The following is a 16,164-nucleotide window of genomic DNA, read 5'->3' as shown; positions in this document are numbered from 1 at the left end:
CAGCGGCGTTTTGGAGGTCTGGTAGTCGTGAGTCGGATCGTGATCATCGGTGGAGGGCCGGGAGGCTACGAAGCGGCCCTGGTCGCGGCCCAGCTCGGCGCGGATGTGACGCTCGTGGAGGCGGACGGGCCCGGTGGCGCGTGCGTGCTCACCGACTGCGTCCCGTCCAAGACCTTCATCGCCAGCTCGGAGGTGATGACGGGGTACCGGCACAACGAGCGGTTCGGCATCCGGTCGGCCGGCCTGGACGGCGTGAGCGTCGACGCCGCGGCGGTGAACCAGCGGGTGAAATCGCTGGCGCTGGCGCAGTCCGGCGACATCCAGACCAAGCTGATCAAGGCGGGTGTGGACGTGGTCCGGGGCCGGGCGAAACTCGGCGAGGACCGGCTCGGTCACACCCATCAGGTACTGATCACCCCGGAGGGCCGGGAGACGTACGCGGTGGAGGCGGACACCGTCCTGCTGGCCACCGGCGCCACCCCGCGGGTGCTCTCCTCGATGCGCCCGGACGGTGAGCGGATCCTGGACTGGCGTCAGGTGTACGACCTGACCGAGCTCCCCACCCACCTCGTGGTGATCGGTTCCGGTGTGACGGGCGCCGAGTTCGCCAGCGCGTACCTCGCGATGGGTGTGCAGGTGACGCTGGTGTCGAGCCGCGAGCGGGTGATGCCGCACGAGGACGCGGACGCGGCCATGGCGATCGAGCGGGTGTTCCGCGACCGCGGCATGATCATCCTCAGTCAGGCCCGCGGCAAGTCCGTGGTGAACACCGGCGACGGCGTCCAGGTGACCCTCGGCGACGGCAAGGTGATCGAGGCGTCGCACGCGCTGATCGCGGTCGGCGCCATCCCGAACACCGCGGACCTCGGCCTCGAGGAGTACGGCGTGGCGGTCGGCGACGGCGGCTACGTGACGGTGGACCGGGTGTCGCGGACGAACGTGCCGGGCATCTACGCCGCCGGTGACTGCACCGGTGTGCTGCCGCTGGCGAGCGTCGCCGCGATGCAGGGCCGGATCGCGATCTGGCACGCGATGGGCGAGGCGGTGGCGCCGCTACGGCTGCGGACCGTCTCGGCGAACGTCTTCACCGATCCGGAGCTGGCCACGGTGGGGGTGTCGCAGAACGAGGTGGACTCCGGCCGTACCCCGGCGCGTCAGGTGATGCTGCCGCTGACCGGGAACGCCCGGGCCAAGATGGCCGGCCTGCAGGACGGTTTCGTGAAGCTGTTCTGCCGTCCGGCGACCGGGCAGATCGTCGGCGGGGTCGTGGTGGCGCCGAAGGCGAGCGAGCTGATCCTGCCGATCACCATGGCGATCGAGAACAACCTGACGGTGGATCAGCTGGCGCACACGATCACGATCTATCCGTCGCTCTCCGGGTCGATCGCGGAAGCGGCACGCCAGCTGATGCAGCACGAGATTCAGTAGGCGTCGTCGGGCCGGCGGCCGGCTCCTCGTTCTCCGGGGCCGGTCCGCCGCCGAAGAGGGCGAGGATCCACCCGGCCGTGCCGAAGACGACAGCGGCGGTGGCGGCGACGGCGAACAGCCGCCACGCCGACTGGGTGATCGCGGTCCCGCCGAGATGACCGACGAGGCCGCCGTAACTCGCCCAGCAGATCGACGCCAGGCCGTCGTAGGCGGCGAAGAGCTTCACCGGGTACCCGGTACGGCCCGCGTGGTAGCCGGCGGCCATCCGGCCGCCCGGCACGAACCGGCAGAGCAGCATGACGAGCGGGCCGGGCCGGCGCAGGCCCCGGGTGAACCGTTCGGCGGCGCGGCGGGTCCGGCCGGGCTCGGAATCGTCGCCGCGCGGCGCGAATCGTTCGCGTAATGCGCTCAAACGGGCACCGGTCGACCGGCCGAGCGCGAAGGCCACGGCGTCCCCGGTGAACATGCCGACCGCACCCACCGCGATCACCGCGGGCAGATCGAGATTGCCGTAGACAGTGAGCGCCCCAGAGGTGATCATGATGGCCTGGATGGGCACGACCGGCACCAGAGCGTCCACCGCGAGGAATCCGAACAGGGCGAGGTACGCCCACGCGGGCGTGGCCAGCATGGTCAACAGTTCGGTCATCGGCAGGTCACCTCGCGGCTTCGGGGCTCACGGCATTGTGCGTGGTCGTAGCTGAGAGTGCGCTGTGCTGTCAGCGTCCGGTTACACCATGCACGTTCTCGCGGCACTATCCGTCGTGACGACGGACACGTTACGTCCGAAGTTCACCCCTGCGCGCCTGGTTTTCGATGCCGGCGGGTCCGCGGCGTACGGTGGGGACTGCCCGTGCCGCCGGGTCTCGGATTCCCCGGCGACGCGGCGCGGGCCGCCGGTAGGTCCCGTATCGGCGGCCCGCCCTGGTAATCCCCTGCGCAGTCCCCGAGGGTCCGCGCTACCACGCCCGCTGCGGTCAGGCGATCTCGCAGATCACCGTGCCCGCCGTGATGGTGGTGCCGACCTCGACGGTCAGGCCGGAGACCGTGCCGGCGCGGTGCGCCTGCAGCGGCTGCTCCATCTTCATCGCCTCGATGACCACGATCGTGTCGCCCTCGGCCACCTCGTCGCCGTCCTGCACGGCGACCTTGACGATCGTGCCCTGCATCGGGGCGGTCAGCCCGCCGCTGGTCGCCGCGGAGGTGGCGCCCGCAGATCCGGCTCGGGGACGGCTCGCGCTGCGCCTGGGGGCGGCTGAGGCCGTACCGGAGAAGAAGGTCTTGGGAAGACGGACCTCGATGCGCTTGCCGCCCACCTCGACCACGACGGTCTCGCGTTCGGCGGTTTCGCCGGCTGCGGCGGCCGGCGCGGCGAACGGCGGCACGGTGTTGTCCCACTCGGTCTCGATCCACCGGGTGTGCACGGTGAACGGCTCGCCGGTGAACGCCTCGTCGCGGATGACCGCGCGGTGGAACGGCAGGACCGTGGCGATGCCCTCGATGACCGTCTCGTCGAGGACGCGGCGGGAGCGTTCGAGAGCTTCCGCCCGGGTTGCGCCGGTGACGATGATCTTGGCGAGCATCGAGTCGAAGTTGCCGCCGATCACGCTGCCCTTCTCGACGCCCGAGTCGACCCGCACGCCGGGGCCGAACGGCCAGGTCAGCTCGGTGACCGTGCCGGGGGCGGGCAGGAAGTTGCGGCCGGCGTCCTCGCCGTTGATCCGGAACTCGATCGCGTGGCCGCGTGGCACCGGGTCGGTGGTGATGGGAAGCGGGAGGCCGGCGGCGATCCGGAACTGCTCGCGGACCAGGTCGATGCCGGTGGTCTCCTCGCTGACCGGGTGCTCGACCTGCAGACGCGTGTTGACCTCGAGGAACGAGATGGTGCCGTCCTGGCCGACCAGGTATTCCACGGTGCCGGCGCCGTAGTAGCCGGCTTCCCGGCAGATCGCCTTCGCGCTCTCGTGGATCTTGGAACGCTGCTCGTCGCTGAGGAACGGCGCCGGGGCCTCCTCGACGAGTTTCTGGTGCCGGCGCTGCAGCGAGCAGTCCCGCGTGCCGACCACCACGACGTTGCCGTGGGTGTCCGCGATGACCTGGGCCTCGACGTGCCGGGGCCGGTCCAGGTAACGCTCGACGAAGCACTCGCCGCGGCCGAACGCGGCCACCGCCTCCCGGGTCGCGCTCTCGAACAGCGCCGGGATCTCCTCGATGGTGCGCGCCACCTTCAGCCCCCGGCCGCCACCGCCGAACGCCGCCTTGATCGCCACGGGCAGGCCGTGCTCCTCGGCGAACGCGATGATCTCCGACGCGTCGGCCACCGGATCCGGCGTGCCGGGCACCAGCGGCGCGCCGGCCCGCTGCGCGATGTGCCGCGCCGTCACCTTGTCACCGAGGTCCCGGATCGCCTGAGGCGACGGGCCGATCCAGATCAAACCCTTTTCGAGTACGGCCTGGGCGAACTCGGCGTTCTCGGAGAGGAACCCGTAACCGGGATGGACCGCGTCGGCGCCGCTCCGAGCCGCCACGTCGAGCAGCTTGTCGATGCGCAGGTAGGTGTCGGCGGCTGTCTCGCCGTCCAGCGCCCACGCCTCATCGGCTGCTCGCGCGTGCAGCGCGTCCCGGTCGCTGTCGGCGTAGACGGCGACGCTCGTGAGGCCGGCGTCCTTGCAGGCCCGGATCACCCGGAGGGCGATCTCGCCACGGTTGGCGATCAATATCTTCCGCACGGGTAGAGCCTAACGGTCGTTCGGCTCGGTTTCTGCCGCAGCGGTGTGATTCTGGATTAACTTTTACTTCCGCCAGAGGCTGGTGATGGGGACACCCATCTCGGCGAGGAGGGTGCGCAGCAGCGGCAGCGACAGGCCGATCACGTTGCCCGGGTCGCCCTCGATCCGTTCCACGAACGCGCCGCCCCGGCCGTCCAGGGTGAACGCGCCGGCCACCTGGAGCGGCTCGCCGGACGCCACGTACGCCTCGATCTCGGCGTCGCTCACGTCCGCGAAGTGCACCACCGTCGTGCCGACCGACTCCGCCTGCAAGCCGCTGACCAGCCCGGTCAGGTGATGACCGGTGTGCAGGACGCCGGACTTGCCGCGCATCGCGGACCAGCGCTTCACCGCTTCCTCGGGGCTCGCCGGCTTGCCGAAGATCTCGCCCTCGAACGCCAGCACCGAGTCGCAGCCGAGCACCAGCGCGCCGGGGTCGGCCGGGAGGTCGGCGGCGACCGTGCGGGCCTTCATCCGGGCCAGCGCGAGACAGAGTGTGTGCGCGTCCTCGGCCTCGACGACGCTTTCGTCCACGCCACTCACGATGACCTCGGCGTCGATGCCCGCGCCGGTCAGGAGGGCACGGCGGGCCGGGCTGGCCGAGGCGAGGATCAGGCGGTACGTGATGTCGTTCTGCACGGGAAAGGACACTACAAGGCGCGGTAGTGGGCCCGTGGGCGCAAGCGGCATGTTTCAGCCGTTTTGGCGGTCGTTTCGAGGGCTTCCGAGGGCGGGGCCGGGATCTATCGGTGTCTCCGGCGGGGGAGAGAGGACCGGGTTCACGCCGGTGTCGGTCTCCCAGGGGTCGTCGTGGGCCGGCCGGCGGGGGCGGGGGTGGTCGTCGTGCCGGGGTGCGGCGGGCTGCCTGCCGATCACGCCGCCGATCGGGTTGACGCGGGGGGTGCGCTGGTCCGGGTGGCCGGTGGCGGCGGTGGCGCCGATGATCCCGTTCACCGGTCTGATGCCGGTCGCCGGTTCGATCGGGTGGGACTGCCGGGCCGGGGTGGTCCGGGAGGCCGTGGCTTCGGGGCCGGGTCTGCCGATCACACCCTGGGCACGCTCGGCGGAAGGGGTCGCGGGGCTTCCGGGGAGGTTGGAGGCCGGATTCCGGGCGGTTGCCGGCGCGGTCTTCCCGGTCCGAGCCGCGACGGGACCCCGCTGACCCGGCGCCCCCTGATCGGATGCGCGCTGCTCCGGTGCCCGCTGACCCGAGGCTCGCGGCTGCGGTGCCCGCCCATCTGATGCCCGCGGATCAGATGTGTGCTGCCCGGAGGTCCGTGGCTCCGCGGCCTCCGTCGACAGGCCACGGCTGCGGGACAGCTCCGGCGCGTTGACCGGCAGCGGGAACCGATCGCCCACCACCGCCGGCCGGTAACGCGGCGGCACCACCAGCGCCGTCTGCGCCTGCGCCAGTTCCGTGCTCAACGCCTGCATGACCGCCCGCGCCCGAGCCTCCAGCCCCTCCTGCCGCCCTGGGGGAACCGGTCGCCGTGGCGGCACACCGCGCGCCTTGCCCGGGGTCAGCTGGTACAGCCTCTTCTCCTCGGCGAACGCCGCGAGCAGCGCCTGGTTCGCCGCGTGCTCCCGGTGGATCTCGGCCATCTCGCGCCGGGCCGCCTCGATCGCGGAGCTGGCCCCGGTGAACGCCCGGTGGTTGGCGATCGCGGCCTCGTGGGTCTCCTCCAGATTGGCGATCAACGCGTCCAGGCGGGCGAAATAGGCGGCTGCCGCGGCGCTGCCCTCCGGCGGCCAGGCCGCCACGAGATTTGCCCGGTACGCCCGGACTTGTGAAATGTGCGAGAGGACCAACTCGTGGGATCGCCGCCAGCCGCCGCTCAGCCGCGCATACGCCGACGAGTCGTGGGACGCGAGCATCTCCCACATCTGGTCGACGCGCAGCGATGCCCAGTCGGTGCCGCCGCCACCGCCGGTCGCGGAGATCATGGCGCGTGCCGCAGCAGACCGGCCTCCACGGCCGCGTCACTCGCCGCGTACCGGGATTTCGTCTCCCGGACCGCGTCGGCGAGACCATATGTCCCGTTGGCGTAGTGGTAGACGTTCTGCAGGGTCGCCTCCTGCGCACGCTCGTGGGCGTGCACGAAGAGGCCCAGCTCGCTGAACGTGCGATCCGCCGCCGGCAGCCGGGTGAGCATCGTGCTGCTCACGGTGACCGCCTCGGGTGCGTAATCCCGCTCCACGGCGCCGGCCAGGCGGGCGGCGACCTCCTCCATGGCGAGGAGGTCCGCCTCGATGTGACAAGCGTCGCCCGGCCATGAAAGGGTCACCTCTCCGAGGTTATCCGGTCACGGCGCGTATGACTGCCCCCTGTGGACAGCCGTCAGCGAGGGAGGGCGGAGGCCCGCCAGCCACGTGCCGCGCCGGTCGGCCGTGCTGATCTGCTCCACTCCGAGACCGGTTGTGACGGTGTTTCGTAATTGACCGAAGTGGATCGAGATGTCAGGATGGCGGCCAGCGCGGCCAGCTCATGATCGTCTAGGCTTCCTCGTACGACGCTGACCAGCGGTTCCTCATTCATCAACCGAGCGTACGACGGGTGGCCGGAGATCCGGTGACACGTGTCCCACACTCGGCTGATCAATTCGCGGCCGCTCGACAGAACCAGGTATTTTCTGCGTGATGTCTTCTTCTCCCCCACTCGTTGTCGCTGATCGTTACCGGCTCGTCGCGCCGCTCGGTCAGGGCGGGATGGGGCGTGTCTGGCGGGCGACCGATGTCGTCCTGCACCGGGACGTGGCCATCAAGGAACTCGTTCCGCCGCCGGGGCTCACCCCGGCTGAGCGGCAGGAGATGCGCGAGCGTTCACTGCGTGAGGCACGCGCCATCGCCCGGCTCAACAACATCAACGTGGTGCGCGTCTTCGACGTGCTGCGGACCGCCGACGACCCGTGGATCGTCATGGAGTACGTGGCGTCCCGCTCGCTGCAGGACACGCTGGCTCAGGACGGGCCGTTCAACGCGGTCCGGGCCGCGGAGATCGGTCTCGGCGTGCTCAACGCGCTGCGGGCCGCGCACCGCGCCGGCGTGGTGCACCGTGACGTCAAACCGGGCAACGTGCTGCTCGGCCACGACGGCCGGGTCGTGCTGACCGATTTCGGTCTGGCGACGGTCCCCGGCGACCCGAACGTGACCCGCACCGGTCTCGTGCTGGGCTCCCCGGCCTACATCGCTCCCGAGCGCGCCCGGGACGGCACCGCGGGCGCGGCCGCCGACCTCTGGTCGCTGGGCGCCACGCTGTTCGCCGCCGTGGAGGGTCAGTCGCCGTTCGCGCGGCCGTCCGCGATCGCCACGCTCGCCGCACTGGCGACCGAAAATGTTCCTCCTTCTCGGAACGCGGGACCGCTCAAACCCGTACTCAACGGGTTGCTGCGCAAGGATCCCGCCCACCGTATCGATGCGGAGGAGGCCGAGCGCCTGCTGGCGCGAGCGGCCGGCCGGCGATCGAAGATCGCCTTCCCGATGAGCCCGACCATGCGCCGCCCCGGCGTCGGCCGGGAGCGACCGTCACTGCCGAGCGGTCCCGGTGGCCCGCCGGTGCTGCCCGGTTCCGGCTGGGGGACCGCCACCGGTTCGGCCCCGGTCGTGCCGACGCCGCGTCCGCCGGTGGCCAACACGCCGCCGCCCGGTCGCCCCCCGATCTTCGCGCCGGGCAAGGCGCCGGTCGGTGGCCCCGTGCCCGGCGAGCCTCCGGCCCGTGGCCCGCAGCCCCCGAAGCCGCTGGACGCGACGCGCGTCGACACACCCCCGGTTCAAGACCACCATTCGGGTACGGGTTATCCGCCCCGCGGTGTGCAGTCCGGCCCTCGTGGCGGGGTGCCCGGAGTGCCCCAGGGTGGAACGCCGGCTGGTCCGCGGGGTGGCGTGCCCGGCGCCCAGCAGGGTGGAATGCCGCCCGGCCAGCAGCCTGGAATGCCGGCTGGCCCGCAGGCTGGTCCGCGGGGTGGCGTGCCCGGTGCGCCGCGTGGTGGTGTCGCGCCTCGCGGTGGGGTGCCGGGGTCGCCGCAGGACGGTGGCCGGAATCCGGGGCGGGTTCACGGGGTGGCTTCGAGTGCGCCGACGCGCATCGGGTTCACGGCTGCTGACGTGGCGGCGAACCGGCGTAAGAAGGCCGCGCCGGAGCACGAGCGTTCACTGGCGGCGGCGACCGGCGCCTACCCTGTCGTGCCCGCGGCGGAGGCTCAGTCCCCGGCCGCTGCTGCGCCGGCCTCTGTGGACTCCGGCGCGTCTCCTGAGACCAAGGGTGAGAAGCCGGAATTGTCGGTTCCCGCGCAGAAGCCGGCGGTCGAGAAGGACGCGTCCGTTCCGGCGAAGGATTCCGGGTCGGTTCCGAGCTCTGCCGCTGCTCCGGTCGTGCCGGCTGCGGCGAAATCCGGCGTGGGAGCCGAGACGTCGCCGTCGGCCTCGCCTTCCGAGGTCAAGCCTTCGGTCTCCGGGGTGGGGCCCTCGGATCCTGCGGCCGAGTCGCCCGGAGCTGACTCCGCGGCGAAGGCCTCGGAATCGTCCGAGGCGGACACTTCGAAGTCGGTCGCCGGTGGTTCAGCCGGCGCTGAGTCGGTGGCCGGGGAGTCCGGTGCCGCTGAGCCGGCAGTCGGGAAGCCCGGCGTCGCTGCGTCAGGCGTTGCGACGTCCGGCGCTGCTGTGGCCGAGCCGGCCGCTGACCAGCCTGAGTCCGCCGCGAAGGTGGTGGACTCCGCCGCGGAGAAGGCCGCGCCGGCCGTGACGAAGCCGGTCTCTGAATTGGCCGAGCCGGCGACGGCAGGCTCGGATGCCGCGGACAAGGCTGCGACGTCCGACAAGGCTGCGACCGCTGACGAGACTGCGACCGCCGGCAAGGCTGCGGCCGCCGGCAAGAGTGAGACCGTCGGCGAGACCGAGACCGCGACCGGCAAAACTGAGACCGCCGGCAAGAGCGAGATCACCGGCAAGCCTGAAACCGCCGGCAAGACCGAGACCGGCAAGGCGGGACCGGCTGACAAGGCGGAGGCTGCCGACAAGCCGGAGGCTGCCGAGGAACCACAAGCGGTCGGCGTGCCCGAGGCCTCCCCGACGGCGGGGGCCGCTGACAAGGCGGAGAACGCCGACACGACGGAAACCGCCGGGAACGCGGAGAGCGCCGACACGACGGAAACCGCCGGGAACGCGAAGACCGCCGGCGCGCCGGAGTCCGACGCGAAGGCGGAGACTGCCGGCACGTCCGGGGCCGCTGACGAGCCGGCGACCGCCGCTGCCCCGCCGGACGCCGACCGGACCACGGTCGTCGGAAAGCCCGCGGACAGCGACCGAACCACGATGCTGAGCAACCCGGCTCTCCTGACCAACCCGGCCGTGCTGAACAACCCGGCGGACGCGGACAAGACCACTGTCGTCGGCGGCGACATGACCGGTCGCAGGCCGGCCCGCCGGGACACGGCCGCGAACGGCGCTGCCGGGCGCGGGCCTGCCATCGACGACCGGACCGCCGTCGTCGCGCCGCTGTCGCCTCCAGGGCCTCGGCGGGCGCCGCTCGGCTCGGACGCGGACTCCGCGACGCGGGTCGTCGGCGGGGCGGGCGGCGGAGTCGGCGGGGCGAGCGGCCGAGTCGGTGGGGTGGGCGGCGGAGCCGGTGGCTCGGCGCCGGGATTCGAGCGGCCCAGCCGTCCGGCGTGGACGCCCATGCAGATGCGTCCGCCGGAGCGGCGCGGTGGCATCACGATTCTCGGCACCACGCTGACCCGCCGGCAGGCCGCCGTCGGGCTCGGGATCGTGCTCACGTTCCTGCTGCTGATCGGCATCATCGTGGCCCAGGCGTTCGGGAGCGACGCCGAGGGCTCCACCGGTGCGACGCCCGTCAAGGGCGGCGCCGCGGCTGCCGGTGATCCGGCGAGCGACAGCAGTTCCGCTCCGGCCAAGGGCTCCACCGCAGCTCCGGCGGCGAGCAGCCCCTCTGCGGCGGCCAGTTCGGCGGCCGGTGGCACCCCGAGCGGCTGGCGGACCTACAACGGGTCCGGCTTCAGCCTCCCGGTGCCGAAGGGCGCCTCGGTCAGCGGCGGCGGCAGCGAGACGCGGGTGAACTTTGACAACCGGCTGCTGATCATCAACCGGGTGAACCAGGAGCTGGACGACCCGGGCGAGTACTGGCAGGAGCAGAGCACCAGCCACTACCGGAACTACAACAACGTCGGCGTGAACGAGGTCGACTTCCACGGTGACGCGGCCGACTGGGAGTACTACTACACCACCAACAGCGGCAACGAGCAGCACGTGGTCCGCCGGGTGTTCGCGATCGACGACACCACCTGGAGCCTCTCCTGGTACACGTCTCCGGGTGACTGGGACGCGGCGAAGAAGGACCTCGCGGCGATCTACGAGGGCTTCCGGGCCGGGTGATCCGCACCTCCATGCGTGAGATCGGGACGGCTGGGTAGTAGATCCAGAGTCACGGATGGAGGTGCATCATGAACTGCCGACGACACGGCAGTAAGCCGACTCTGGCCCTCTGGATGCTGGTCGCGGTGGCGGACCTGGCGATCCTCATCGCTGCCGCCGGCCCGGTCCTGGCGTTCCTGCTCGTCGCCGCCCTGGCCGTGGTTGCCGGTGGCGTGCTCGCGTTCCGCAACCTGCGCCGGCCCCGACCCGAGCCGGTGAAAGTGGTGGCGCGACGCCGCGCATAGCCTGATCGGCTACAGTCCCCGGCGTGTTGTCGATCGACGGTGTGACTGACCTGTGGGATCAACTCCTCGGAGCTCAGCCCGATCCACCCGGTTTGCTGGTGCTTCTCACCGCGGTGGCCGGGTTCCTCGCGGTCGCGTTCAGGCCGGTGTGGCGGGTCGCCCGCAACGCCGTCACGATCGCGCACGAGGGCGGGCATGCGCTGTTCGCGCTGCTGACCGGGCGCAGGCTGCGGGGCATCCGGCTCGAGTTCGACACGTCCGGCCTGACCCTGTCGGCCGGCCGCCCGACCGGACCCGGGATGATCCTCACCCTGCTCGGCGGCTACATCGCGCCGTCCCTGGTGGGTGTGCTCGGCGCCTGGCTGCTCGGCGGCAACCGGATCACGTTGCTGCTCTGGCTCGCCGTGGTGCTGCTGCTCCTCATGCTGATCAACATCCGGAACCTGTTCGGCGTGGTCTCGCTCGTGATCACCGGCGCGATCGTGTTCGCGGTCTCCTGGTACGCGTCTGCCCAGGTGCAGGCCGTCTTCGCGTACGCGGGGGTGTGGTTCCTGCTCTTCGGCGGTGTCCGGCCGGTCTTCGAGCTGCAGAAGCTGCGCAGCCGCGGCCGGATGCGTGACTCGGACGCCGACCAGCTCAGCCGCCTCACGCACCTGCCCGCCGTGTTCTGGGTGGGCCTCTTCCTGGTGGTGAACCTGGTGGCGTTGCTGGCCGGCGCCTTCCTGCTGGCCGGTCAGTGGCTCCCCGCGGGTACCCCGTAGCACGCGAATCGCCGCGAAGCGGAGCCGGAGTTACAGCGGGATGTTGCCGTGCTTCTTGGGCGGCAGGGTCTCCCGCTTGGTGCGCAGCATCCGCAACGCCCGGGTGACCTGGGCGCGGGTCTGTGACGGCTGGATGACCGCGTCCACGTAACCGCGCTCGGCCGCGATGTACGGGTTCGCGAGCGTGTCCTCGTACTCCTGTATGAGCTCGGCCCGGCGTGCGACCGGGTCCGAAGCCGCGGCGAGCTCGCCCCGGTAGAGGATGTTGACCGCGCCCTGGGCGCCCATCACCGCGATCTGCGCGGTCGGCCACGCGAAGTTGACGTCGGCGCCGAGGTGCTTGGAGCCCATCACGTCGTAGGCACCGCCGTACGCCTTACGCGTGATCACGGTGACCTTGGGGACCGTCGCCTCCGCGTACGCGTAGATCAGTTTGGCGCCGCGCCGGATGATGCCGTCCCACTCCTGTCCGGTGCCGGGCAGGAAGCCGGGCACGTCGACGAACGTGAGGACCGGGATGTTGAAGGCGTCGCAGGTCCGGACGAACCGTGCCGCCTTCTCGGACGCGGCGATGTCGAGCGTGCCGGCCAGGCTCATCGGCTGGTTGGCGACCACGCCCACCGGCCGGCCCTCGACGCGACCGAAACCGACCACGATGTTCGTCGCGTAGAGCGGCTGCACCTCGAGGAACTCGTCGACGACGGTCTCGACGACCTTCTTGATGTCGTACGGCTGGTTCGGCGAGTCCGGGATCAGGGTGTCCAGGTGCGCGTCGGGCTCCGCGAGCTCGGCGTCCGACTCGAAGATCTCCGGCTCGTCCAGGTTGTTGCTCGGCAGGTAGGAGAGCAGCGCCCGCACGTACTCGATGGCGTCCTGCTCGTCCGAGGCGAGGTAGTGCGCGTTGCCGCTGCGCGTGTTGTGGGTCCGCGCACCGCCGAGGTCCTCCATGCCGACCTCTTCACCGGTGACCGTCTTGATCACGTCGGGTCCGGTGATGAACATGTGCGAGGTCTGGTCGACCATGACGGTGAAGTCGGTGATCGCCGGGGAGTAGACGGCGCCGCCCGCGCAGGGACCCATGATCAGCGAGATCTGCGGGATGACGCCGCTGGCTCGTACGTTGCGGAAGAAGATGTCGGCGTAGAGGCCGAGCGCGACCACGCCCTCCTGGATCCGGGCGCCGCCGGAGTCGTTGATCCCGATGATCGGGCAGCCGATCTTCATGGCCAGGTCGAGCACCTTGACGATCTTCTCGCCGAAGACCTCGCCGAGCGAGCCGCCGAAGACCGTGAAATCCTGGGAGAACACGCAGACCTGACGGCCGTCGATGGTGCCGTGGCCGGTCACCACGCCGTCCCCGTACGGCCGGTTGCGGTCCAGGCCGAACGCGGTCGAGCGGTGCCGGGCCAGTTCGTCGAGTTCGACGAACGAGTCCTTGTCGAGCAGCATCTCGATGCGTTCCCGGGCGGTCTTCTTGCCTCGGGCGTGCTGTTTCTCGATGGCTCGCTCGGAACCGGCATGCACGGCCTCGTCGGTCCGGCGGGCGAGGTCGGCGAGCTTTCCGGCGGTCGTGTGTATGTCGGGCTGCGATGTCACGTGGTCTCCCGCTCCGATGCGACGATGCACTCGGGGGTGATCGTAACCAAGTGTGCGTTCAGGTCCGGTCCGGTCGATCTCCGACCTGCCTGATCGGGTGGGGTAGAGCGGGCCGTTACGGGAGCGTTTCATACCCAATGCCCCATTCGTTACTCTCCCCGTGACGAACTGGATGACAGCGGCCGGATTCGCGCTCATCGCAGGCGGCCTCGCCACATTGATCAGCTTCTGGTCGGTGATCTTCGGTGGTGGGTCCGGCTCGGCTTCCCGGCGGCGGCGCGCGACGACGGAGCATCCGGTGCCCCTGGCGCAGGAGCCGCCGACCATCCCCGCCCCGCCGGAGTCGCTGTCCACCCCCGCTCCGATTTGTCCGCCTATGCCGGAGTCGCTGCCCGCGCCCGCCCCGATTCGTCCGCCGATGCCGGAGCCTGTGCCGTCCGCACTCCCGATCACGCACCCGGCTGCGCCCCCGCTCGTGGAGCAGGCGGCGCCTGCGCTTGTCCCGCCTGCGCCGGCACCCCCGCGCCGGCGCCGGATCGCAGCCTCGTTCAGCGGCCGTCCCCCGCTGACCGCGTCCGCCCCGGCCGGTCTTGCCATGATCGGACTGGCCGACGACGAGGAGCCGGCCCACGAGGAGCACCCCGGTTACCCGGACGGCCCCGCCCACCGGGACCACCTCGCCCACCTGGACGGCCCCGCCCACCGGGACCACCTCGCCCACCTGGACGGCCTCGCCCACCCGGATCCCGATCTTCCCGAGGACGACGAACCGGACCCCGAGGTGACCGATCCGGATTATGACGACGAACCCGATTACCCCGACCCCGGCTACGACCGCTCGATCGCCCCTCCCGCAGAGCCGGTGCGCGACCTCTGGCCCTTGCGCGACGCCGGACCACACCCCAGAACCACATTCCCCGGGTACGGCCACCGCCCCGCCCCCGACCGGAACCGCGGCGACCGTGTCGACAACTGGGTGCGCCCGGACTATCCGGCCCTGGACGACCGCCCGTCGTCCGGCGAGTACTGGACCCCGGTGCCGGACGACCTCTACAACGATCCCGAGCCGTCCGCCCGGGGCTACGGCTGGCCGGTGCCCGTGGAGCGACTGCCGCAGGTGCCCTCCTACGAGCCGGCGACCGGTTTTGATCTGACCCCGGTGCAGGCTGCGGAGCCCACTACGCTCGTGCCGTCGACCTGGCCCCCGGAGCCCGACGACAACCGGGTACCGGTGTCCCGCACCTGGCGTGACCGTGAGGAGCGGCGCGCCTGGCGCGACGCCGAGGAGAAACGCCCGTGGCGCGACCGCAACGAGCGCCTGGAGGGCCGCTCCCGCCACGAACGTCCGCGTCCGCGCCCCCGTCCCGCCGCCCCCGCCGCTCAGGCCTCCGGCTACGTGAGCCGTCACGCAGCCGGCCCCCAGCCCTGACCGAGGCGCTCCGGCAAGGCCGCCCCGCCCGGAGCGGCCCGGCCAGGGCGGGCCGCACGCGACGCCGGGCATAGGCTTCGCGGGTGACTTCCTCGTCGTATGCCGACCTCGACCGACCGCCCCTGTCCGCCCGGGCGCTCACCCGCGCCCTGGTGGTGCCGGGCGGCTTCTGGTCCCGGCTCGACATCCGCACCGAGACCGGCTCGACCAACGCCGACGCGGCCGGTGCCGCCCGGCGTGACGAGCCGGAGGGCCTGGTCGTGGTGGCCGAGAGCCAGTCCGCCGGGCGGGGACGCCGCGACCGGCAGTGGACGTCACCGCCCCGCGCCGGGCTGACCCTCAGTGTCCTGTTGCGACCCTCGGCGCCGAACCCGGAGCGTGGCTGGCCGGCGGTGCCGCCCGGGGCGTACGGATGGCTGCCGTTGCTCGCCGGGGTGGCGCTGCGTGAGGCGGTGACCCGGGTGTCCGGTGTCGAGGCGGCGCTGAAGTGGCCGAACGACCTGCTCGTCGACGACCGCAAGTGCGCCGGCATCCTCGCCGAGGTGGCCGGCGACGCGATAGTCGTCGGCATCGGGCTGAACGTCAGCACGTACGCGGAGGAGCTGCCCCCGACGAACGGTGTGGCGGCCACCTCGCTGCGGGTGGCCGGCGCCGAGAACATCGACCGTGATCCGCTGCTGCGGGCGCTGCTGCGCGGTTTCGCCCGGTGGTACGAGGGCTGGCGGGAGGCGGGCGGCGACGCCGAGATGTGCGGGCTGACCGGGGAGTACCGCCGGGGCTGCGCCACGATCGGCCGTGCGGTCCGGGTGCTGCTGCCGAACGGGGGCGAGCTGACCGGTGAGGCGGTGACCGTGGATCGGGACGGCCAGTTGGTGATCCGTACGGTGGACGGCGCCGAACATCGGGTCTCGGCGGGTGACGTGCTGCACGTACGCTGACCGCGTGGCGTTCCCGGAGGATGTGCTCACCGACGAGGAGGAGGTCGTCCTTCACCTCGCTCCGCACTGGAAGGCGGCGGTGGCGCCGGTCGCGGTCCTGGCGCTCGCGCTGACCGGCGAGATCCTGGCCTGGGTCATGCTGCCGGAGACCGAGGGCGGCACGGTCGCGCTCTGGCTGATCTCCGCGATCCTGCTCTGGAACTCACTGCGCCACGGCGTGCGCCCGCTGCTGATCTGGCGCTTCACCCACTACGTGTTCACCAACGAGCGGATCCTGCTGCAGCACGGCGTGCTCGTGCGGGAGCGCCGGGACCTGCCGCTGAACCGGGTGAACGACCACGCGCTGACCCAGTCGGTGCTGGACCGGATGCTGGGCAGCGGCACGCTGACCGTCGATTCGATCGGCGACCAGAGTGCGGTGCTGGCCGGCTTGCCGCACGCCGAGCGGGTGCAGACGATCCTCTACGACCTGATCGAGCACAGCCCGGCCGAGCCGGAGGACGACGACGAGGACCCGGAACAGCAAACAGCGCCGGAGCCACATCGCGGCCTGTTCCGGCGCTGAGATGACCCGCT

At 71.6% G+C, this 16,164-nt stretch carries 13 protein-coding genes and 1 pseudogene; 7 read left to right on the top strand and 7 right to left on the bottom strand.

The genetic code is table 11. The features are described from left to right. Positions 1 to 27: 27 nt before the first annotated feature. The gene (locus tag AMIS_RS36775; protein WP_014447558.1) at positions 28 to 1,428 is read left to right on the top strand and encodes an NAD(P)H-quinone dehydrogenase; all 1,401 of its coding nucleotides are present in this window, start codon (positions 28 to 30) and stop codon (positions 1,426 to 1,428) included. Here AMIS_RS36775 and AMIS_RS36770 read toward each other — a convergent pair. The 6 genes from AMIS_RS36770 to AMIS_RS42105 all read right to left on the bottom strand — a co-directional run bounded on the left by AMIS_RS36770 (position 1,355) and on the right by AMIS_RS42105 (position 6,732). Next, positions 1,355 to 2,077, bottom strand: a complete 723-nt coding sequence (locus AMIS_RS36770; protein ID WP_014447557.1) for a DedA family protein — start codon at positions 2,075 to 2,077, stop codon at positions 1,355 to 1,357. The two genes, AMIS_RS36775 and AMIS_RS36770, sit on opposite strands and share 74 nt — an antisense overlap. A 328-nt stretch (positions 2,078 to 2,405) precedes the next feature. Next, on the bottom strand, positions 2,406 to 4,157 hold the full coding sequence (locus tag AMIS_RS36765) for an acetyl/propionyl/methylcrotonyl-CoA carboxylase subunit alpha (RefSeq protein WP_014447556.1): 1,752 nt from the start codon (positions 4,155 to 4,157) through the stop codon (positions 2,406 to 2,408). Between the two features lie 63 nt (positions 4,158 to 4,220). Next, a complete protein-coding gene (locus AMIS_RS36760) occupies positions 4,221 to 4,835 on the bottom strand; it encodes a Maf family protein (RefSeq protein ID WP_041830293.1) in 615 nt (204 codons plus the stop codon). A 54-nt stretch (positions 4,836 to 4,889) separates the two neighbouring features. Beyond that, a complete protein-coding gene (locus AMIS_RS36755) occupies positions 4,890 to 6,140 on the bottom strand; it encodes a hypothetical protein (RefSeq protein WP_014447554.1) in 1,251 nt (416 codons plus the stop codon). Then, positions 6,137 to 6,481: a hypothetical protein gene (locus AMIS_RS36750; protein WP_014447553.1), complete on the bottom strand. Its 345-nt coding sequence runs from the start codon at positions 6,479 to 6,481 to the stop codon at positions 6,137 to 6,139. Before AMIS_RS36750 ends, AMIS_RS36755 begins: the two co-directional genes overlap by 4 nt. 53 nt (positions 6,482 to 6,534) lie before the next feature. Then, positions 6,535 to 6,732 (bottom strand): acyl-CoA carboxylase subunit epsilon, encoded by a 198-nt coding sequence (locus tag AMIS_RS42105; protein WP_083888859.1) that lies wholly within the window; start codon positions 6,730 to 6,732, stop codon positions 6,535 to 6,537. A gap of 101 nt (positions 6,733 to 6,833) precedes the next feature. Between AMIS_RS42105 and AMIS_RS36745 the strand changes: the two are divergent. From AMIS_RS36745 to AMIS_RS36735, 3 genes and pseudogenes are all read left to right on the top strand, one after another. Then, positions 6,834 to 7,910: pseudogene (locus AMIS_RS36745) on the top strand (serine/threonine-protein kinase); the annotation flags it as partial. Between the two features lie 2,738 nt (positions 7,911 to 10,648). After that, positions 10,649 to 10,864: a hypothetical protein gene (locus tag AMIS_RS36740; protein WP_014447550.1), complete on the top strand. Its 216-nt coding sequence runs from the start codon at positions 10,649 to 10,651 to the stop codon at positions 10,862 to 10,864. Positions 10,865 to 10,887: 23 nt separating this feature from the next. Then, on the top strand, positions 10,888 to 11,625 hold the full coding sequence (locus tag AMIS_RS36735) for a M50 family metallopeptidase (protein ID WP_014447549.1): 738 nt from the start codon (positions 10,888 to 10,890) through the stop codon (positions 11,623 to 11,625). 30 nt (positions 11,626 to 11,655) lie between these two features. On the opposite strand, the gene AMIS_RS36730 is transcribed toward AMIS_RS36735, so the two are convergent. After that, a complete protein-coding gene (locus tag AMIS_RS36730; protein ID WP_014447548.1) occupies positions 11,656 to 13,221 on the bottom strand; it encodes an acyl-CoA carboxylase subunit beta in 1,566 nt (521 codons plus the stop codon). A 160-nt stretch (positions 13,222 to 13,381) separates the two neighbouring features. Here AMIS_RS36730 and AMIS_RS36725 point away from each other — a divergent pair, with 160 nt between their 5' ends. The 3 genes from AMIS_RS36725 to AMIS_RS36715 all read left to right on the top strand — a co-directional run bounded on the left by AMIS_RS36725 (position 13,382) and on the right by AMIS_RS36715 (position 16,153). Further along, positions 13,382 to 14,650, top strand: a complete 1,269-nt coding sequence (locus tag AMIS_RS36725) for a hypothetical protein (protein WP_157435191.1) — start codon at positions 13,382 to 13,384, stop codon at positions 14,648 to 14,650. A gap of 83 nt (positions 14,651 to 14,733) precedes the next feature. Next, the gene (locus tag AMIS_RS36720; protein WP_014447546.1) at positions 14,734 to 15,588 is read left to right on the top strand and encodes a biotin--[acetyl-CoA-carboxylase] ligase; all 855 of its coding nucleotides are present in this window, start codon (positions 14,734 to 14,736) and stop codon (positions 15,586 to 15,588) included. 4 nt (positions 15,589 to 15,592) lie between these two features. Beyond that, positions 15,593 to 16,153, top strand: coding sequence for a PH domain-containing protein (locus tag AMIS_RS36715; RefSeq protein ID WP_014447545.1), 561 nt, complete (start codon positions 15,593 to 15,595; stop codon positions 16,151 to 16,153). The last annotated feature ends 11 nt before the right edge of the window (positions 16,154 to 16,164 follow it).

Origin of the sequence: Actinoplanes missouriensis 431, from assembly GCF_000284295.1 — a bacterium.
GTDB classification, from domain to species: Bacteria; Actinomycetota; Actinomycetes; order Mycobacteriales; family Micromonosporaceae; genus Actinoplanes; species Actinoplanes missouriensis.
This window is presented reverse-complemented; position numbering and strand designations above follow the sequence as displayed.

Excerpts from the sequence above, each read along its gene's own strand:
- AMIS_RS36770 (WP_014447557.1), bottom strand. The coding sequence starts at position 2,077 with ATGACCGAACTGTTGACCATGCTGGCCACGCCCGCGTGGGCGTACCTC.
- AMIS_RS36755 (WP_014447554.1), bottom strand. The coding sequence starts at position 6,140 with ATGATCTCCGCGACCGGCGGTGGCGGCGGCACCGACTGGGCATCGCTG.
- AMIS_RS42105 (WP_083888859.1), bottom strand. The coding sequence starts at position 6,732 with ATGAATGAGGAACCGCTGGTCAGCGTCGTACGAGGAAGCCTAGACGAT.
- AMIS_RS36740 (WP_014447550.1), top strand. The coding sequence starts at position 10,649 with ATGAACTGCCGACGACACGGCAGTAAGCCGACTCTGGCCCTCTGGATG.